16 protein-coding genes are annotated in these 20,659 nt (G+C 58.5%); 7 read left to right on the plus strand and 9 right to left on the minus strand.

Annotation, left to right across the window (positions count from 1 at the left end; all coding sequences use genetic code 11):
* Nucleotide 1 precedes the first annotated feature (1 nt).
* From cyoB to ACYZTL_RS10895, 9 genes are all read right to left on the minus strand, one after another.
* On the minus strand, nucleotides 2-2,032 hold the full coding sequence (gene cyoB / locus ACYZTL_RS10855) for a cytochrome o ubiquinol oxidase subunit I (RefSeq protein ID WP_461951787.1): 2,031 nt from the start codon (nucleotides 2,030-2,032) through the stop codon (nucleotides 2-4).
* Nucleotides 2,033-2,035: 3 nt separating this feature from the next.
* The gene (cyoA, locus tag ACYZTL_RS10860) at nucleotides 2,036-2,977 is read right to left on the minus strand and encodes a ubiquinol oxidase subunit II (RefSeq protein WP_461951788.1); all 942 of its coding nucleotides are present in this window, start codon (nucleotides 2,975-2,977) and stop codon (nucleotides 2,036-2,038) included.
* A gap of 826 nt (nucleotides 2,978-3,803) precedes the next feature.
* Entirely contained in the window at nucleotides 3,804-4,313 is a 510-nt protein-coding gene (locus ACYZTL_RS10865) for a disulfide bond formation protein B (RefSeq protein ID WP_461951789.1), read from the minus strand.
* A gap of 264 nt (nucleotides 4,314-4,577) precedes the next feature.
* A complete protein-coding gene (locus tag ACYZTL_RS10870; protein WP_461951790.1) occupies nucleotides 4,578-5,354 on the minus strand; it encodes an ABC transporter substrate-binding protein in 777 nt (258 codons plus the stop codon).
* 288 nt (nucleotides 5,355-5,642) lie between these two features.
* Nucleotides 5,643-6,095, minus strand: coding sequence for a molybdopterin synthase catalytic subunit MoaE (moaE, locus tag ACYZTL_RS10875; protein WP_461951791.1), 453 nt, complete (start codon nucleotides 6,093-6,095; stop codon nucleotides 5,643-5,645).
* 3 nt (nucleotides 6,096-6,098) lie between these two features.
* Nucleotides 6,099-6,341: a molybdopterin converting factor subunit 1 gene (gene moaD, locus ACYZTL_RS10880; protein ID WP_214380762.1), complete on the minus strand. Its 243-nt coding sequence runs from the start codon at nucleotides 6,339-6,341 to the stop codon at nucleotides 6,099-6,101.
* Entirely contained in the window at nucleotides 6,338-6,811 is a 474-nt protein-coding gene (moaC, locus tag ACYZTL_RS10885; RefSeq protein ID WP_461951792.1) for a cyclic pyranopterin monophosphate synthase MoaC, read from the minus strand. The genes moaD and moaC overlap by 4 nt, the downstream gene beginning before the upstream one ends.
* Nucleotides 6,812-7,049: 238 nt before the next feature.
* Nucleotides 7,050-8,444, minus strand: a complete 1,395-nt coding sequence (locus tag ACYZTL_RS10890) for a PhoH family protein (protein ID WP_461951793.1) — start codon at nucleotides 8,442-8,444, stop codon at nucleotides 7,050-7,052.
* 335 nt (nucleotides 8,445-8,779) lie between these two features.
* On the minus strand, nucleotides 8,780-9,904 hold the full coding sequence (locus tag ACYZTL_RS10895; protein WP_461951794.1) for a polysaccharide deacetylase family protein: 1,125 nt from the start codon (nucleotides 9,902-9,904) through the stop codon (nucleotides 8,780-8,782).
* A gap of 325 nt (nucleotides 9,905-10,229) precedes the next feature.
* Between ACYZTL_RS10895 and yaaA the strand changes: the two genes are divergently transcribed.
* The 7 genes from yaaA to algG all read left to right on the plus strand — a co-directional run bounded on the left by yaaA (nucleotide 10,230) and on the right by algG (nucleotide 20,655).
* A complete protein-coding gene (yaaA, locus tag ACYZTL_RS10900; protein ID WP_461951795.1) occupies nucleotides 10,230-11,009 on the plus strand; it encodes a peroxide stress protein YaaA in 780 nt (259 codons plus the stop codon).
* An 825-nt stretch (nucleotides 11,010-11,834) separates the two neighbouring features.
* A complete protein-coding gene (locus tag ACYZTL_RS10905; protein ID WP_461951796.1) occupies nucleotides 11,835-13,151 on the plus strand; it encodes a nucleotide sugar dehydrogenase in 1,317 nt (438 codons plus the stop codon).
* A 207-nt stretch (nucleotides 13,152-13,358) separates the two neighbouring features.
* On the plus strand, nucleotides 13,359-14,840 hold the full coding sequence (gene alg8 / locus ACYZTL_RS10910; RefSeq protein WP_461951797.1) for a mannuronan synthase: 1,482 nt from the start codon (nucleotides 13,359-13,361) through the stop codon (nucleotides 14,838-14,840).
* A gap of 36 nt (nucleotides 14,841-14,876) precedes the next feature.
* Nucleotides 14,877-16,046, plus strand: a complete 1,170-nt coding sequence (locus tag ACYZTL_RS10915; protein WP_461951798.1) for a PilZ domain-containing protein — start codon at nucleotides 14,877-14,879, stop codon at nucleotides 16,044-16,046.
* Between the two features lie 9 nt (nucleotides 16,047-16,055).
* Nucleotides 16,056-17,567: an alginate biosynthesis TPR repeat lipoprotein AlgK gene (algK, locus tag ACYZTL_RS10920; RefSeq protein ID WP_461951799.1), complete on the plus strand. Its 1,512-nt coding sequence runs from the start codon at nucleotides 16,056-16,058 to the stop codon at nucleotides 17,565-17,567.
* Nucleotides 17,564-19,048 carry an alginate export family protein gene (locus ACYZTL_RS10925; protein ID WP_461951800.1) on the plus strand — a complete coding sequence of 495 codons (1,485 nt, stop codon included), beginning with the start codon at nucleotides 17,564-17,566 and terminating at the stop codon, nucleotides 19,046-19,048. The genes algK and ACYZTL_RS10925 overlap by 4 nt, the downstream gene beginning before the upstream one ends.
* Before the next feature lie 26 nt (nucleotides 19,049-19,074).
* Nucleotides 19,075-20,655, plus strand: coding sequence for a mannuronan 5-epimerase AlgG (gene algG, locus ACYZTL_RS10930; RefSeq protein ID WP_461951801.1), 1,581 nt, complete (start codon nucleotides 19,075-19,077; stop codon nucleotides 20,653-20,655).
* Nucleotides 20,656-20,659: the final 4 nt, after the last annotated feature.

The raw sequence follows: 20,659 nt of genomic DNA on the forward strand, positions 1-20,659 counted from the left end.
TTTAAGCCTGTTCCAACGAGGTTTCAACACGGGTGGCGGTGGCTGGAACTTTCCCGGCCGCTACCAGACGCTTGTGCTGCTCGGCTTCGATGCGCTCGATCACGTCGACCGGCACCATATAGCCTTGATCATCGCGGGCAGCGTGGATCACGAAGTAGCCCACGGTGCCAACCAGACCCACGATGGCCAGCCACCAGATGTGCCAGATCATCGCGAAACCGAACACGGTCAACAGAGCACCCATGACCACACCGGTCGCGGTGTTGTTTGGCATGTGGATCGGTTCGTACTTGGCCGGAGCCTGGTACGCAGTGCCGTTTTCCTTGGCTTCGGTGAACGGATCGATGGTTTCTGCTTTTGGCAGCACGGCGAAGTTGTAGAACGGTGGTGGCGACGAGGTCGACCATTCCAGCGTGTGGGCATTCCACGGGTCGCCGTGTTCGCACATGTTTTCTGGTTTGTTGCGATCACGCACGCTGACGTACAGCTGGATCAACTGGCAGGCGATACCGACTGCAATCATCACCGCACCGAACATGGCGACGTACAGGTACGGCACCCACTCAGGGTTGGTGGTGGCGTTCAGACGACGGGTCATGCCCATGAAGCCCAGAGCATAGAGCGGCATGAACGCGACGAAGAAGCCCGAGATCCAGAACCAGAACGCTGCCTTGCCCCAACCTTCGTGCAGCTTGAAGCCGAACGCTTTCGGGAAGTAGAAGGCGAAGCCTGCGATGTAACCGAATACCGCGCCGCCGATGATCACGTTGTGGAAGTGCGCGATCACGAACAGGCTGTTGTGCAGAACGAAGTCAGCACCCGGAATGGCCAGCAGTACGCCGGTCATGCCGCCGATGGCGAAGGTCACCATGAAGCCCAGGGTCCACAGAACCTGGCTGGTGAAACGCAGACGGCCCTGGTAGATGGTGAACAGCCAGTTGAATAGCTTCACCCCCGTCGGGATCGAAATCAGCATCGTCGCCAGGCCGAAGAAGGCGTTGACGCTGGCACCCGAACCCATGGTGAAGAAGTGGTGCAGCCAGACCATGAAGCCCAGGATCGAGATCGCGCCCGAGGCGTAGACCATCGAGTGGTGGCCGAACAGACGCTTGCCAGTGAAGGTCGAGATGACTTCGGAGAAGATCCCGAACGCCGGCAGAATCAGGATGTAAACCTCGGGGTGACCCCAAGCCCAGAACAGGTTGACGTACATCATCGGATTGCCACCAAGTTCATTGGTGAAAATGTGGAAATCCATGTAACGGTCAAGCGTCAGCAGTGCCAGGGTAGCGGTCAGGATCGGGAACGAAGCCACGATCAGGACGTTGGACCAGGTGCAGGTCCAGGTGAAGATCGGCATGTCCATCAGCTTCATGCCAGGGGTACGCATTTTCAGCACGGTGGCGAGGAAGTTGACCCCCGTCAGCGTCGTCCCCAACCCGGATAGCTGTAGCGCCCAGATGTAGTAATCCATCCCCACGCCAGGGCTGTATTGCAGGCCCGACAGCGGTGGATAGGCAACCCAGCCGGTCTTGGCGAATTCGCCGACGCCCAGGGACAGGTTGATCAGCACTACGCCGGATACCAGCAGCCAGAAGCTCAGGGAGTTCAGGAACGGGTAGGCAACGTCACGCGCGCCGATCTGCAGCGGCACTGCAAGGTTCATCAGGCCGGTGAAGAATGGCATCGCCATGAAGATGATCATGATCACACCGTGAGCGGTGAAGATCTGGTCATAGTGTTCAGGTGGCAGGTAGCCAGGCGAACCCTCGGTGGCCATGGCCAGTTGGGTACGCATCATGATGGCGTCGGCAAAACCGCGCAGCAGCATGACCATGGCGACGATGATGTACATCACGCCGATTTTCTTGTGGTCGACCGACGTCAGCCACTCGGTCCACAAGTAAGTCCACTTCTTGAAGTAGGTGATTGCAGCGAACAGCGCCAGACCACCGAGCGCGATCATGGCGATGGTAATCATCACGATCGGTTCGTGGAACGGGACCGCTTCCCAACTTAATTTACCAAACATCGTTTACTCCTCTGCCCCGGCAGCTGAATGCGAACTCATGTCCATCCCTTCCATGGCGGCCACTTCGTGCTCTTTCTTCTCGTGGTGCGGCTTGCCCGGTTTCATGCCTTCGTACTTGTCGACGATGATCTGGAACAGGTTTGGCGTGACCGAGGAGTAAAGCTCGACTGGGTTGTTCTGGCTCTGCTTGGACAGGGCTGCGTATTCAGCTTGTTCAAGCTGTTTAGGTGCCTTTTTGACTTCACTTACCCAGGCGTCGAAATCTTCCTGGGAAGTTGCGATTGCTTTGAACTTCATGCCGGTGAAACCCGCGCCGCTGTAGTTGGCGGAGATACCGTCCATTTCAGCGTTCTGGTTGGCGATCAGGTGCAGTTTGGTCTGCATGCCGGCCATCGCGTAGATCTGGCCGCCCAGGGCCGGGATGAAGAACGAGTTCATCACGGAGTCCGAAGTCACCTTGAAGTTGATCGGCGTGTGCGCCGGGAACACGATCTTGTTGACGGTGGCGATGCCCTGCTCCGGATAGATGAACATCCACTTCCAGTCCAGCGCGACCACTTCAATGGTGATTGGCTTGACGTCGGATTCCAGCGGACGGTACGGGTCCAGTGCGTGGGTCGACTTGTAGGTGACGTAACCCAGGGCAATGATGATCAGCACTGGAACAGCCCACACCGCGATTTCGATCTTGGTGGAGTGCGACCATTTCGGCGTGTAGACGGCGTCAGTGTTGGACGCGCGGTATTTCCAGGCGAACAGGAAGGTCATGACGATGACCGGAACCACGACCAACAGCATAAGCAGCGTTGCGGTGATGATCAGGTTTCGCTCGTCCAGGCCAACCTGGCCCTTGGGATCGAGCAAGGTCATGTTGCAGCCTGACAGCAACAACGTGCCGATCAGCGGCAATAAGCCTAGTAGTCTGGGGTACCTGTTTTTACTCATCTCACGACCTCTAAAGCTGCTTGCGCTATGCAGTTGGGTTTTGATCGCCAACACTTCACCCTGCCAAGGGTTGGCATTTTCTTGGATTGAATAAGGGCTGCCCGTCGCGCGTCAGACGCTGTTCGACAAATCCTGGGTCAGCGGTGAGTTCTTATTCGAATTCGTGGTCAAAGGCCTTGTTACAGACCAATTCCATTTGGTGCGGATAGTTGGAAGGCACCGACATCTGGGCGTCACATGAAGCCATCAGGCCTCTAGACACCCTGTTGCTGCTCATGCACCTGTGTCAGGGTGAGCAGTGCCGGGAATTCAATGCGGGCGATTGTAGATATGTAACGATTCATAAACCATGTCTCATCCCGAAATAATTTTTATCCATTCCAGCAACAATCCTTGACGCTTTTTGCAAAAGTGCGCCATGTTATCGAAATTGACTCTCAACAAAAACACCAAAAATAGTAGGTCTACCACACGTAGATCAGACAGTATCGAAGGCGCCGCCCCTTCCCTCGACCTTGTCCAAGCCCCCATGCGACAAGGGTTCTGGCAATTTACCTGGCCCTGTTAAAACTGCCTGTTCCGGGATTGGTGAACAGAAGGCGACCGCTGTTGGCATTGGCCAATTTCCTTGCGTATTCATGTACCAATCCGGCGTACTGAAATGCCTTGCGACACTCGCGCTGTGACAACATGTCGCACATGCGCCACACCTCTTATTGCCACACATCACGATCTTTTAACCGGGCCCCTGAAATGCAAAACGCCCCGGCCTCTCAACGAAGACCGGGGCGTTTTCATGGGTCATGCAGCGTTGTGGCGAATGCCCTCAGCGCAGCGCTTTGCGGTTGCGCGAAATGAGCAACGGCACCAGCACCACCACCAGTACAAAAGCGATCAATGCCCATTGCGCAAGGGACAGACCGAGGATCGGCGGGTACGGCGTAGAGCAGAAACCGTCGACCTGGAAACCCAGCGGGAAAATTTTCGCCAACGGCAGGCCGTCGACAATCGGCTGCAGCACATCAATGCCGCAGCTGACCGCCGGGTAGAACTGGGTATAGACGTGATGCCCGGCCACCCCGACGCCCGCCAGGGCGCAGATCACCACCAGGGTTTCAAACACCGTAATGCTGCGGCGGGAGCTCATCGCCGCGCCGATGAACGCGAAGATCGCGATCAGCAGCAAGGCATAGCGTTGCAGGATGCACAGCGGGCACGGCGCCTCGCCCAGCACGATTTGCATGTACAGCGCGCCACCGATCAGTGCCAGGCAGATGATGCCCAGCAACACCAGGTAGCGCCGCTCACGGCCCAACCGCATCGTTTCCTCGCTCATTGCGTTTCCCTTCTAGATATCGATTGACCGGAAGTCTACACGCTGGCCCGGACCTTGGAGAGCCCGGGTGCGCATGGAATAGATGTCGGGGAATAAACGATAAGGCGGTTAAGAAGGGATTAACTGGCAATGCTCCAAGCGGGCCCATTGTAGGAGCGAGCTTGCTCGCGAAAAATGACCGGACAACGCATTCACTCAGACAACCCGCGTTATCGTTGACCTCCATCGCGAGCAAGCTCGCTCCTACAGGGGAAGCGTGCTTGATCAGTCGCCGTAGATATCAGACTTGAAATACTTATCCGAAATCTTCTGGTACTCGCCGCTCGCGCGAATGCCGTCGATCGCCGTGTTCAATTGGCTGACCAGCTCGGTGTTGCCCTTGCGCACCGCAATCCCGGCGCCCTCGCCCACGTATTTCGGGTCCTTGAGCTCTGGCCCGACAAAGGCGTAACCCTTGCCACGCGGCATCGACAGGAAGTCGCTCAACGGAATGGTGTCGGCAAAAATGGCATCGAGGCGACCGGCCGCCAGGTCCATGTAGATCTCTTCGTTGTTGCCGTAGCGCTTGACGTTGATGCCCTTCGGTTCAAACACCTCGGTGGCGTAGCGGTCAGTGGTGGTTGCACGCTGCACGCCGACGGTCTTGCCCTTGAGGCTGGCGTACTGATCATCCACGGTTGCGCCTTCTTTCATCACCAGACGCGACGAAGTGAAGTAGTACTTGTGGGTGAAATCCACCGACTTCTTGCGGTCTTCGTTGATGGTCATGGACGACAGCGCCATGTCGATTTTCTTCACTTTCAGGGAAGGAATCAGACCATCGAACTCGCCTTCCACCCAGACGCACTTGACCTGCATCTGCGCACACAGGGCATTGCCGATGTCGAAGTCGAAGCCGACGATTTCGCCTTTGTCGGTTTTGGTCGCGAACGGCGGGTAAGCCGCTTCGATGCCGATGCGCAGGGTTTTCTCGGCGGCAAACAGAGTGCTGCACGCCAACAGGCTCAGGGCCAGACCGGTGATGAGGGGGAATTTCTTCATGTTCGTTCTCTCGCGGGTTGTTGTTGGTTTGGCAAGACAGATGAAGAGCGGAAACGGGGGGAACGCCTTTTTTTGTACTTAGAATTCCATACTGGACTTTTATGTATTGATCGTCAATTGGGGGGAATGGGGATGTGCCGGCCGGTGGTCGGGTGGTGGATCAGGAGGATATAAGGTGTTTCTGATGGCCTCTTCGCGGGCAAGCCCGCTCCCACAGGTTATGTAAACGACACAAAACCTGTGGGAGCGGGCTTGCCCGCGAAGACTGACTCAAGGACGCCGCAGGATTTACTGCTTCCAGCGATCCGCCGCCGCATGATCACTGTCACGCCCCTCAACCCAACGCGCACCATCGCTGGTGTTTTCTTTCTTCCAGAACGGCGCACGGGTTTTCAGGTAGTCCATGACAAAGGCACAGGCGTCGAATGCTGCCTGGCGGTGGGCGCTGGCGGCACCGACGAAGACGATGGGCTCGCCCGGTTCCAGGGCGCCGATGCGATGCAGCACTTCCAGCTTGAGCAACGGCCAGCGCTGCTCGGCCTCCACGGCAATCTTGCCGAGGGCCTTTTCGGTCATGCCCGGATAGTGCTCAAGAAACATCCCCGCCACCTCGAGCCCATCATTGAAATCGCGCACGTAGCCGACAAAACTCACCACCGCCCCGACACCGACATTGGCGGCGTGCATGGCGTTGACTTCAGCGCCCGGATCGAACGCCGTGGCCTGCACACGAATTGCCATGGCTCAGCCCCCGGTCACGGTCGGAAAGAACGCCACTTCATCGCCGTCGCTCACCGGCTCGTCGAGTTGGCAAAGGTCTTCGTTGCGGGCGCACATCAGGTTCTGCTCGCTCAACACATCGGCGCCGTCGCGCTTGGCCAGCAGCGCGCGAACGTCATCGACCGTGGCGAAGTCGCCTTCAACCTTCACCGAGTCGACGCCCAGTGCTTCTCTATAACGAGCGAAAAACTTCACGGTGACGTTCATGGCCGATCCGCCTGGAAATGGCCGCTCTTGCCGCCGAGTTTCTCCAGCAGGCGCACGCTTTCAATGGTCATGCCGCGATCCACGGCCTTGCACATGTCATAGAGGGTCAGCGCCGCGACGCTCGCGGCGGTCAGCGCTTCCATCTCGACGCCGGTCTGCCCGGACAGTTTGCAGCGCGCAACGATGCGCACAGTGTCGTCACCTTCAGCGCTGAGCTCGACTTTGACGCCGGTGAGCATCAGCGGATGGCACAGGGGAATCAGATCGCTGGTTTTCTTCGCGGCCTGAATACCGGCGATGCGCGCCACGGCGAACACGTCACCCTTGGGATGACCGCCACTGACGATCAACTGCAGGGTTTCGGGTAGCATGCGCACCAGCGCCTGGGCCGTCGCTTCACGGAACGTCACGGCTTTTTCGGTGACGTCGACCATGTTGGCGCGACCTTGGGAATCGAGATGAGTCAGCACAGGGTTACTCCTGATCAAGAACCTCGATTGTAAACCTGCGGGTCAATTTTCCGCACGTTTGATTTAAACGCTGCCGCACGCCTTTGTAGGAGCTGCCGAAGGCTGCGATCTTTTGATTTTTGCCATCATGAGATCGCTGAAGATCAAAAGATCGCAGCCTTCGGCAGCTCCTACAGGGATTTGTGTTGGGCATAAAAAAACCGGGCGACTTTGAGGTCGTCCGGTTCTTGTGAGGCAGTTACAAATGCGATTCGGCGTATTCGGCCAGAATCGAACGTGGCACCCCTTGCAGGGTGATGTGGACACCGTTCGGGAAATCCTTGAAGCGTTCTGTCAGGTAGGTCAGCCCGGAGCTGGTCGCGGACAGGTAAGGGGTGTCGATCTGCGCCAGGTTGCCCAGGCACACCACTTTGGAACCGGCGCCGGCACGGGTGATGATGGTTTTCATCTGGTGCGGCGTGAGGTTCTGGCATTCATCGATCAAAATCAGGCTTTGCTGGAAGCTGCGGCCCCGGATGTAGTTGAGGGATTTGAACTGCAACGGCACTTTGCTGAGGATGTAATCGACGCTGCCATGGGTGTTTTCGTCATCCATGTGCAAGGCTTCGAGGTTGTCGGTAATGGCGCCCAGCCAAGGCTCCATTTTTTCCGCTTCGGTGCCGGGCAGGAAACCGATCTCCTGGTCCAGGCCCTGAACGCTACGCGTCGCGATGATCCGACGATAGCGTTTGCTGACCATGGTCTGCTCGATCGCCGCCGCCAATGCGAGGATGGTTTTACCCGAACCGGCCGCGCCGGTCAGGTTGACCAGGTGAATATCCGGGTCCAGCAAGGCGTACAGCGCCAGGCTCTGATAGATGTCACGCGGCTTCAGGCCCCAGGCTTCCTGGTGCAACAGGGGTTCCTGATGCAGGTCGAGAATCAGCAGCTTGTCTTCGTCGATTTCCTTGATCCAGCCGACAAAACCCTGTTCGTCGATGATGAACTCGTTGATGTGCACCGCTGGCAGGTTGTCGATCATCTTCACCTGATGCCAGGTGCGGCCGTGATCCTGGCGGGTTTCGACATTCCTTACGAGGTCCCAGAAGGACCCGGTCATGTTGTGGTAGCCGTTAGGCAGCAGCGAAACGTCGTCAACCAGTTGGTCAGTGCTGTAGTCCTCGGCCGCGATTCCGCAGGCACGGGCCTTAAGGCGCATGTTGATGTCTTTGGTGACCAGCACCACGGGCAGCTTGGGTTCGCGCGCGTGCAGGTCGATCAACTGGTTGATGATGATGTTGTCGTTCAGGTGTTCGGGAAGAATGAGGTTCGGTTCGGCACGTTTGCTCATCAGAATTGACAGCAAACCCTTTGGCCCACTTTTACCACGCTGGATCGGCACACCCAGTTCAACGTCTTCAGGGCTGGAATCGCCCAAGGTCTTGTCGATCAGGCGAATCGCCTGACGGCATTCCGCAGCCACGCTGTGATGCCCGCTCTTGAGCTTGTCCAGCTCCTCAAGCACGGTCATCGGGATCGCGACGTGGTGTTCTTCGAAGTTAAGCAGGGCGTTTGGATCGTGAATCAATACGTTGGTATCGAGTACATATAGGATTGGCTGGTTGGAGGAAGAACTACGTCCGTGATCATCCATACTCGGTCACCTTTGTGGGAGCCATTCGACGCAATACCTTGGCGGTGCTGCGCCTCGAAGTGACTACCGAATTCACCTGCGGGGACTCAAGTGAACTGCATCCAGCTGGGTCTTGGGAGACGCCACCTGTGTTGCAGGTTTCGGCGGTCTGTCTTCGTAATACTCCAAAACCTGTGACAGAAAAAAGTACTTTGGCGCTTTTTTGAAGTTTATTTTTCAGAGTGACCAATAACACTTGGCGGACTGCCATCACCCCGTTAAAGTCGGAAGTCCGCCTGCACCGAAATGTGTTCCAAATTCGCCCCATCCCCAATGTTTACGGGCTTTCGCCATTTTCAGCGAAACGCGTCCTGACAATCTTCCCAACCGATCCCGCTGGGTGCCGTCTGCGTGACAAGCCAGGGCATCGCCGTTTTCACGCCATCCTGTTTAATGTTGAAGTTGATCACCCCGTGCCGCCACAACAGCATCAGGGTCAACACTCGCTGCGCACTCTGGTTGGCCTTGAGCTTGCCGGCGCCGTCCTGGGCGTCGATGTCCCACAGCGCCACCTGCAAGCCCTGAGACCTGAAGAAGCCTTCCGCGTCCGAACGGCGCTGACCATCGGGCGGACGGAACAGCGGCACGTAGTTCTCCGGCAATTTGCTTTTGACCAGTTCGGCGCTGCGCCGAACTGAATCCTGCCAGTCCTGCCAGTGGCTGTGGGAACGGAACTCCCAGCCTTGCACGCCAATGCACTGCGCCGAGTAAGTCGCCTGCAGACTCGCCACCGAACGCTCGCTCAGACGCGCCTGAATATCCTTGCCGAGGACGAAGAACGTGCCCGTCATGTTCGCTTTGCGCAGGTACTCGGTGACCCACGCCGTGTTGTCCGGCGCGGCATTGGCGGCGCTGTCGAAGGTCAACAGGAACAGTCGGTCATGCATCTGCTCACCATTGCGCTCGTAGTCGCCAAAACGATCGACTTCGCTGCTGGTTTGCGGAAACAGCGCGGCCTTGCGCAACTGCTCGTCGAGGTACTGCGCATGGAACAGCCGGCTCGGTTCGGCCCACTTGATGTAGTAGCTGTCGTCGCTGATCTGAAACTTGGCGGCTTGCTGGCGCAGGGTGTCCATGTCTTCGACCAGGAAACAGAAAGAGGCATCCTGATCACAGCTTTGCTGCGCAAAGTTGTAGTTGGTCAGCAGCCGTTGCCACATGCGCTGGCGCAGGTGGTTGACCGAGTCCAGATTGATCGTGCGAAGGCCCAGGCGCTGGGCCAGGCTCACTTGATCCAGCGATTCGCTCGCCAGCAGGACACGGGCAAACATCAGAATCTCGGCCCGCGAGGCGACATCGAACAGCGTCGGGTTGCTGAGTTGCTCAGGCCAGGTGCTGCGATCGAGCGTCGCCACATCGCCCGGCGCCGCCATGGCACCGAAACTCAACAGCCAGACCGAGAATAGAAAAACGATACGCAATGGGATGTCTCCATAACAAAACCCGCGCGGCACTATAGCTGATCAGGTGCCAACTCCCGCAGCCAAGCCGAACTCATTGTGGCGAGGGAGCTTGCTCCCGCTGGGCTGCGAAGCAGCCCCAAACCCTGCACCCTCATTCCTTCAGGTAAAACCTGTGCATCGATTTTGCGACCGCTTCGCGCTCGAGCGGGAGCAAGCTCCCTCGCCACAGTGGTCTCCACCGGCCAAGAGAAACGAGCTCACCACCGATCACCTATGGACGTGATAGCTGGAGTCAACAAGGACAACCCCCTAGAATCGCCCCACGATTAAAGGAGACGACTTCATGCTGATGGTGATTTCCCCCGCCAAGACCCTCGACTACGAAACACCGCCGGCGACCCAGCGCTTCACCCAGCCGCAATACCTCGACCATTCCCAGGAGCTGATCCTGCAGTTGCGCGACCTGACGCCGGCGCAGATCAGCGAGCTGATGCACGTCTCCGACAAGATCGGCGGGCTCAACGCCGCGCGTTTCGGTAGCTGGACCCCAGCGTTCACACCAGAAAACGCCAAACAGGCACTGCTGGCGTTCAAGGGCGACGTTTATACCGGCCTCAACGCACAAACCTTCAGCGAAGCCGATTTCGATTACGCCCAACAGCATCTGCGCATGTTGTCCGGCCTTTATGGTCTGTTGCGTCCGCTGGACCTGATGCAGCCGTATCGCCTGGAAATGGGCACCAAATTGCCCAACGCCCGGGGCAAGGACTTGTATGCCTTCTGGGGCACGCGGATCAGCAAATGGTTGAACGAGGCCCTGGCCGATCAAGGTGATGACGTGCTGCTGAACCTGGCGTCCAACGAGTATTTCTCGGCGGTCAAACGCACGGCCTTGAATGCCCGCATCATCAATACCGAGTTCAAGGACCTGAAAAACGGCCAGTACAAGATCATCAGTTTCTACGCAAAAAAAGCCCGGGGCATGATGAGCCGCTTCGTCATCGAAGAACGCATCAACGACCCGGCAGCCCTCAAGCAGTTCGACGTCCAGGGCTATCGATACAGCGCCGAGCAGTCTAAACCGGACAATCTGGTGTTTCTTCGCGATCACGCTCCCGAGTAATGCACCGGATCGGCGCACGACAGCCAAAACCCCGTCGTGCGCCACGCCTGATCGTCCAACTATTCCCCGCCTGAATCGCCAATCTCTTGGCGCCAAAAACCCACCAGTCATTTTTCTAACTTTAGTTTCACTCGACTTCGAGCATTTTTTTCAGTAGTGGCACTGAAAATTTTTATCGGTAGTGGCACAAAACTATCTCGCCTGTTTATCGCCCCGTGTAACAAGGGCCAGACGGCAAGTGCCATCAGTTTGAAAGCAGTGCCATCTTTCTCAATATTTCAAGAAATTTCAGAATTCGCGATGAGCGGACTGGAACTATGTCCAAATGCGTAGCTCATACCACCGGTAGCGATTATCTCTGAACATGTACGAGATAACTTACGCAGAGAAGAGATTCACGTAGCGAAGTTGTCACATTAACTTCGGCTAAATAATCCCTGATTTGGACAACACAGGAAGGACAGGAGATAAGGCATCACTACTATCCCCTACACGGCCAAGGCTGCGCCCCTATAAACGTGCTCATCCGAGCACCCAACCGCTTGATTTACGGGCTATTGTCCCGGCATTGAGCGCGCAAGACCTTTGCACGAAGGACCTCTTGCCAGAGGACTCGGCTGCATAACAGGGCAAATCATAACAATAAGCCTAGTTGCGCACACCTTGAGTGTACTTATTTAGACACTCGGAACTTAGCATGCCTGTACAGGGCATTGTGGCGCCTGTGCGCCGCACTTCTGAGTGCACTATGACCGCTGAACACCATTAACTCCGGCCATGTAATGGCTTGTTAAATACAGTTTTGATTAACGAGAGGTAATTGCGATGCGCATCAGCATATTTGGTTTGGGTTACGTCGGTGCAGTATGTGCCGGTTGCCTGTCTGCACGGGGCCATGACGTCGTTGGCGTCGATGTCGCCAAAGACAAGATCGATATGATCAACGCCGGTAAATCACCGATCGTTGAACCGGGTCTGGGCGAACTGCTGGCCAAGGGTATCGAAACAGGCCGTCTGCGCGGTACGACCAACTTCGCCGAGGCGATTCGCGACACCGACCTGTCGATGATCTGCGTCGGCACGCCGAGCAAGAAGAACGGCGACCTGGAACTGAACTACATCGAAGCGGTATGCCGCGAGATCGGTTTTGTCCTGCGTGACAAGACCACCCGCCACACCATCGTAGTGCGCAGCACCGTTCTGCCGGGCACGGTCGCAAACGTTGTCATCCCGATTCTCGAAGACTGCTCCGGCAAGAAAGCCGGCGTTGACTTCGGTGTGGCGGTGAACCCTGAGTTCCTGCGTGAAAGCACCGCGATCGCCGACTACGACCTGCCACCGATGACCGTCATCGGCGAGTTCGACAAAGCGTCCGGCGACGTTCTGCAATCGCTGTACGAAGAACTCGACGCGCCGATCATCCGCAAGGACATCGCCGTTGCCGAGATGATCAAGTACACCTGCAACGTGTGGCACGCCACCAAGGTGACCTTCGCCAACGAGATCGGCAACATCGCCAAGGCCGTTGGCGTCGATGGTCGTGTCGTGATGGACGTGGTCTGCCAGGACAAGACGCTGAACCTGTCGCAGTACTACATGCGCCCTGGTTTCGCGTTCGGCGGCTCCTGCCTGCCGAAAGACGTTCGCGCCCTGACCTACCGCGCCGGTTCGCTGGACGTGGAAGCACCGCTGCTGAACTCGTTGATGCGCAGTAACGAATCCCAGGTGCAGAACGCCTTCGACATCGTTTCCAGCCATGACAAACGCAAAGTCGCCCTGCTGGGTCTGAGCTTCAAGGCCGGCACCGACGACCTGCGCGAAAGCCCGCTGGTGGAACTGGCGGAAATGCTGATCGGCAAGGGTTTCGACCTGAGCATCTACGACAGCAACGTCGAATACGCCCGCGTTCACGGTGCGAACAAGGATTACATCGAGTCGAAGATCCCTCACGTCTCGTCCTTGCTCAATTCCGACTTCGACGAAGTGATCAACAACTCCGACGTGATCATCCTCGGCAACCGTGACGAGAAATTCCGCGCCCTGGCGCAGAACGCTCCGGACGGCAAGCAAGTGATCGACCTGGTCGGCTTCATGTCTCAAGCCACCTGTGTCACCGGTCGCACCGAAGGCATCTGCTGGTAACACATCTGTAGGAGCTGTGTAGGAGCTGTCGAGTGAAACGAGGCTGCGATCTTTCCAGGTCCACTTGAGTCCAGAGCGAACGCTCAAAAGATCGCAGCCTTCGGCAGCTCCTACAAGTTCACCGGTGACATTACGGTGTTTGTAAGCCTGCCTTAACCCCATCGGGCCACCCCACAGGCTCGCCCGAGATCGAGACGGATGCAGATTATGCACAGGCTAAAGCACGGCCTACTTCAGGCCGCCGGTTGGCTGTTTTACTTAAGTATTCTGATGGGCATCGCCATGGCGCTGCCTGTGTCCACGTTCGACTCCGAGTCGAAGGACTTCATTTTCCTTATCGGTATCGTCGGTATCTGGCGCTACTCGATGGGTGCCACGCACTTTCTGCGCGGCATGCTGTTTCTGTACGTGGTCTACCCGCACCTGCGGCGCAAAGTGCGCAAGCTGGGTAAAGCGGCAGACCCGTCCCATGTGTTTTTGATGGTCACCAGTTTTCGTATCGACGCGCTGACCACTGCTCAGGTCTACGCCTCGGTGATTCGCGAAGCGATCGACTGCGGCCTGCCGACCACCATGGTCTGCTCCATCGTGGAAATGTCCGATGAGAAGCTGGTGAAAAGCCTTTGGGCCAAGATGAATCCACCGGAGCGGGTCAAGCTCGACTTCGTGCGCATTCCCGGCACCGGCAAGCGTGATGGCCTGGCCTACGGTTTCCGCGCCATCTCCCGCCACCTGCCGGACGACCGTGCAGTGGTTGCCGTGATCGATGGCGACACCGTGCTCGCTGAAGGCGTCGTGCTCAAGACCGTGCCGTGGTTCCAGCTGTTCGGCAATGTCGGCGGCCTGACCACCAACGAATTCTGCGAAGTGCGCGGCGGCTACATCATGAGCGAGTGGCACAAACTGCGCTTCGCCCAGCGCCACATCAACATGTGCTCGATGGCTTTGTCCAAACGCGTACTGACCATGACCGGCCGGATGTCGGTGTTCCGCGCCACCGTGGTCACCAACCCGGACTTCATCGCCGATGTGGAAAGCGACTCGCTGCAACACTGGCGCCTGGGCCGCTTCAAGTTCCTCACCGGTGACGACAAGTCGAGCTGGTTCAGCCTGATGCGCCTGGGCTACGACACGTTCTACGTGCCGGACGCCGCGATCCACACCGTGGAACACCCGCCGGAAAAAAGCTTCATCAAGGCCAGCCGCAAACTGATGTTCCGCTGGTACGGCAACAACCTGCGCCAGAACTCCCGCGCCCTGGGCCTGGGGATGAAACGCCTCGGCCTGTTCACCTCGGTGGTGCTGTTCGATCAGCGCGTGTCGATGTGGACTTCCCTGCTGGGCCTGACCGTGGCGCTGATCGCCAGCTTCAAGTACGGCACCGAGTTCATCCTGGTTTACCTGCTGTGGATCGGCATCACCCGCCTGATCCTGACCCTGCTGCTGTCCTGCTCCGGTCACAAGATCGGCCCGGCCTACCCGGCGATTCTCTATTACAACCAGATCGTCGGCGCGCTGGTGAAGATCTACGTGTTCTTCCGCCTCGACCAACAATCCTGGACTCGCCAGCCCACTTCTCTGACCCGTGATCTCGCCAGCTTTCAACGTTGGTTCAACACCTGGTCGTCTCGGACCATGACCTTCTCCGCAGGCAGCATTTTTGTCGCCGTGCTGCTGATGATGGTCTGACCGCCCCCTTATTGAATTAACCAGGAAATCGCCCCTATGAATACCGCCGTCAACGCCAACGTAGTGCATGAATCCGAAGCCCAGCGCCAACACGCCCGAGTGAAAATTCCGGCCAAGCTGCGCTTCTTCGGTCCCGACCGGACCCCGATGGAAGCTCGAGTGCTCGACCTCTCCGCTGGCGGCCTGGCCTTCAACGCCGGTCAACTGCCACTGAAAATCGGCGACGTGTACAAGGCTCGCCTGCAGTTCGTCATCGATAACCTCGGCCTGGCCATGGACGTGGAGCTGCAAGTGCGCTCCATCGACCGCCCGACCGGTCGTGTGGGTTGCCAGTTCCAGAACCTGGAACCGCAAGACATCTCGACCCTGCGCCACCTGATCACCTCTCACCTGGCCGGCGACATCGTCAGCATGGGTGAAGTGCTGGCGACCCTGCAGCGCGACAACTTCACCAAGGCGCGCAAGGTCAAGGATGGCGGCCACGGCATGACCGCTTTCGGGCGTCTGCGTGCAGTGACCTTCAGCCTGGGGATTTTCCTCGTCGGTCTGACGGCGTTCGGTTTCATTTTCAAATCGGTGTACGGCATGTACTTCGTCAGCCACGCGCAGGCCGGTCTGGTCAGCGTGCCGGGCATGAGCATCACCATGCCGCGCGACGGCACCGTGCAGAGCCTGATCAAGGCTGACGGCGTTGCCGCCAAAGGCGCACCGCTGGCAACTTTCAGCACCAGCATGCTGGACGTGCTCAAGGGCCATCTGGACGAAGATCAGTTGCAACCGGCCAAGGTTGAAGAACTCTTCGGCAAGCAAATGACCGGCACCCTGACCTCGCCGTGCGATTGCACCGTGGCCCAGCAACTGGTCGCCGACGGTCAGTACGCCACCAAGGGCGACGTGATCTTCCAACTGGTGCCGCAGGGCAGCGAAGCCAACGTTGAAGCGCGCTTCTCCTATCGCCAGTTCGGCGACGTGCGTCCAGGCACCAACGTCAGCTTCCAGATCGCCGGCGAAGACAAAACCCGCACCGGCAAGATCGTCAGCAGCACCAGCCTGAAAAGCGCCGACCTGTCGTCCGACATTCGCGTGCTGATCCAGCCTGACGAGCCGCTGGACAGTAAGTTTGCCGGCCGCCCGGTTGAAGTGAACAGCGACCGTGGCCCGAACCTGAACTGGCTGATCGATAAAGCCATGGCTTCCGGTATTTAAGCAGAGGACATGCCCGTGACCATCACAAATATCTCGAATACGCCGCAGTCCCTGTGGGAGCGAGCCTGCTCGCGATGGGATCAGCGCGGTCTGTCTGAAACACCGAGTTGCCCGAATCGCGAGCAGGCTCACTCCTACAGGGGTTATGCGTTGTGTGCAGTTGCGTTGGCAGTCAGCCTAAGCGGTTGCGCCGGCCTGCCCGACCAGCGTCTGGCCAATGAAGCCCTCAAGCGCGGCGACACCACGCTGGCGCAGCAGAACTACAAGCAACTGGCCGACCTGGGCTATAGCGAGGCTCAAGTAGGTCTCGCCGATATCCAGGTCGACAGCCGCGACCCCGCGCAGATCAAGCAGGCCGAGGCGACTTACCGCGCCGCGGCCGACGTCTCGCCGCGAGCTCAGGCTCGCCTGGGACGTTTGTTGGTGGCCAAACCCGGCTCCACCGAAGCCGAACAGCACGAAGCCGAAGGCCTGTTGAAAAAAGCCTCGGCCAATGGCGAAGGCAACACGCTGATCCCGCTGGCGATGCTGTACCTGCAATACCCGCACAGTTTCCCGAACGTCAACGCGCAACAGCAGATCAGCCAATGGCGCGCCGAAGGCAAGCCGGAAGCGGGCCTGGCCCAAGTGCTGCTCTATCGCACCCAGGGCACTTACGACCAGCACCTGGCCGAAGTCGAAACCATCTGCAAAGCCGCGTTGAACACCACCGACATCTGCTACGTCGAACTGGCCACGGTTTACCAGAAGCAAGGCAAACCGGAACAACAGGCCGAGCTGATCAAACAGATGCAAGCGGCGCATACCCGCGGCACCGTTTCCGCTCAGCGCGTTGACAGTGTCGCTCGTGTGCTCGGTGATGCAACCCTGGGCAAGACCGACGAAAAAACCGCTCAGTCGCTGCTCGAAAACATCGCCCCCGCCTACCCCGCTTCCTGGGTCAGCCTGGCGCAATTGCTCTACGACTTCCCGGAACTCGGCGACGTCGACAAGATGATGAAGTACCTGGACAACGGCCGCGCCGCCGACCAGCCGCGCGCCGAACTGTTGCTCGGCAAGCTCTACTACGATGGCAAATGGGTGCCAGCCGACGCGAAAGTCGCCGAAGCACATTTCCAGAAAGCCGTCGGCAAAGAAGTCGCCGCCGATTACTACCTCGGCCAGATCTACCGCCGCGGTTACCTGGGCAAAGTCTATTCGCAGAAAGCACTGGATCACTTGCTGACCGCTGCGCGCAACGGCCAGAACAGCGCCGACTTCGCCATCGCCCAGCTGTTTTCCCAAGGCAAGGGCACCAAGCCAAATCCGCTTAACGCTTACGTGTTCAGCCAGTTGGCCAAGGCCCAGAACACTCCGCAAGCCACCGAGCTTGCGCAAACACTCGAAGCCCAACTGCCGCCTGCCCAGCTCGCCGAGGCCCAACGCCTGTTGAAACAAGAACAGGCCGTTCGTGGCGCCTTGAGCCAGAACACGCTGGAACTGCATGCCCTGCAAGAAGAAGACGGCGAGGAATCCCTATGAAGTTGAATCCATTCATGAAGGCCGGCATCGGTCTGACGTGCGCGCTGATCTGGTCTTGCCCAACCCTGGCGGCAGAGACCGAAACCAAGAATTTCGGTCTGGACGTGAAAGTCACCGGCCAGTCCGAAGACGACCGTGACCTCGGCACCGCCAGTGGCGGCGACGTCAACGGCGTCGGTCTCGACCTGCGTCCATGGGTCTATGGCGAAAGCGGCGAGTGGAGCGCCTACGCCATGGGTCAGGCCGTGACGTCGACCGACATCATCGAAACCGATACCTTGCAGCAGTCCGACAGCGACGGCACCCAGACCACCGACAACGGTGATCGCAAGACCAAGAAAAACTACCTGGCCATGCGCGAATTCTGGGTCGGCTACAGCGGCTTCACGCCGTATCCGGGCGAGCAGTTGAAGCTCGGTCGCCAGCGCCTGCGCAACGACGACGGCCAATGGCGCGACACCAACATCGAAGCCCTGAACTGGACCTTCGACACCACCCTGTTGCGCGCCAACGTCGGTGTCGCCGAACGCTTCAGCGAATACCGCACCGACCTGAAAGAACTGGCACCGAAGGACAAGGATCGCCTGCACGTCTACGCCGATGCAGCGTATCAGTGGACGCCGGGCAACTGGGTCGGCATTCGCGGTCATCACACCCACGATGACGGCAAGCTCGACTACCCGGAACCGGGTGTGGCCGGCGACTCGCTGGACAAGAAACAGAACGGCGACATCAGCTGGCTCGGCCTCACCGCCGACAGCGATGCGTACAACTACCGCAACACCAATACCGTCAATTACTGGGGCAGCGTCACTGGCATGAGCGGCGACACCGACACGGTGAATCAGCTGAACGCCGACGGCACGCGCCCGACCGACGCCAAGCGCGGTGAAGACCTCAACGGCTGGGCGACAGATATCGGTGTGCGCCTGCGCCTCGATCCGCAATGGCAAGTCGGTGCAGCCTATGCCCGCGCCAGTGCCGACTACGAACAGAACGGCCTGGAAAGCAACCGCTCGAACTACACCGGTACGCGCTCGCGGGTTCACCGTTTCGGCGAAGCGTTCCGTGGCGAAATGAACAACATGCAGACCGCTACGTTGTTCGGTTCGTGGATGCTCAACGACGAATACGACGCCAGTGTGATCTACCACAAATTCTGGCGCGTCGACGGCAACAAGCCGGTCGGCAGCAACGGCATCAATGCCGTCGAGAACGACACCGACCCAACCGGCGCCATTCTCTCCAGCACGTCCCTACCGCTGGAAGATGGCAACAAAGACCTCGGTCAGGAAATGGACCTCGTGGTCACCAAATACTTCAAGCAAGGCCTGTTGCCTGCCGCGTTGAGCCAGTCGATCGACGAACCGTCGGCCCTCGTGCGCTTGCGTGGTGGTGTGTTCAAGCCGGGCGATGCCTATGGCAAAGAAGTCGACTCGTACATGCACCGCGCGTTTGTCGACGTGATCTGGCGCTTCTGATGCGAACCGCTAAAGGAGTTCCTGACATGAACAGTCCGAAGAGAGGCTCATTGACCTTGCTGGCCGGCGCGATGCTGCTGGCCGCCAGCTCGGCTTGCTTCGCCAATAATGTGGAGCAGGCGCCGAAGCCCGCGACCATGGGCAAGGAATTGCAGCAGGCCAAGACCTACACCGTCAGCAGCGCGCCGAGCGCGCCGCTGGAGCTGGAAAGACCAATACTGCCGGACACCTCCGGCTACACCGCCGACGCCATCGCCGCGAAAATCGTGCGCACCAAGGCCGGCAAGATCAGCGTGCGCCGGATGATGCAGGAAGACGCGCTGAAGGACTTCATCGGCGGCGATAACAAGATGGCCGAATGGGTGGTGCGTCAGCACGGCATCCCCCAGGCGATCTTCATCGACGACGGCTACATGAACCTCAAGGATCTGGCGAACAAGCTGCCGAAGCAGTACTTCAGCGAAACCTCACCGGGCGTGTTCCTGGCGAAGTTGCCGATCGTGGTCGGCAAGCACGGCATTCTGGAAATCGACAAGCAGACCCAGGAATTGCGCCTGTCCCAGGAGGCCGGTTCGTTCCTGGTCAACGACGGTCAGCTGTTTGTGCGTGATACCAAAATCACCGGCTGGCGCGAGAAGGACAACGGCCCGGCGACGTTCAAGTCGCCGAAGGAATTCCGTCCGTTCCTGCTGTCCTGGGGCGGCACCGAGACCTACATCGCCAACAGCAAGATCGCCAGCTTCGGCTACGCCAACAGTAAGTCGTACGGGGTGAGTATTTCCCAGTACACGCCGAACATGGCCAAAGTGCTCAAGCGCCCTGAACCGACCGGCTGGATCGTCGGTTCCGAGTTCTCGGACATGTGGTACGGCTTCTACTGCTACGAAACCCGTGATTTCGTGGTCAAGGGCAACACCTACAAAGACAACATCGTCTACGGCATCGACCCGCATGACCGTTCCCACGGTCTGATCATCGCCGACAACACGGTGTTCGGGACCAAGAAGAAGCACGGGATCATTATTTCCCGTGAGGTCAACGACAGCTTCATCTTCAACAACCGCAGCTACGACAACAAGTTGTCGGGGCTGGTGATCGACCGTAACAGCGTCAACAACATCATCGCCTACAACGAGATCTACAAGAACCACACCGACGGCATCACCCTCTACGAGAGTGCCGACAACCTGTTGTGGGGCAACAAGGTGATCAGCAACAAGCGCCACGGCATCCGCATTCGTAACAGCGTGAACATCCGCCTTTACGAAAACCTCGCCATGGCCAACGGCCTGACCGGCGTCTACGGCCACATCAAGGACCTGAGCAACACCGACCGCGACATCAAGCTCGACCCGTTCGACGCCCAGGTTTCCCTGATCGTGGTGGGCGGCGAACTGGCCAGCAACGGCAGCGGCCCGCTGTCCATCGACTCGCCGCTGAGCGTCGAGCTGTATCGCGTGTCCATGCTCGCCCCGACCAAATCCAGCGGCATCAGCTTCTCGGGGATTCTCGGCGAGCGCCAGGATGAAATTCTCGACCTGCTGGTGCGCCAGCAGAAAGCCGTGCTGATCGACCCTGTCGAACGCCAGACCGAAATGCGGGACTGAGGAT

The organism is Pseudomonas sp. LB3P81 (assembly GCF_054897965.1).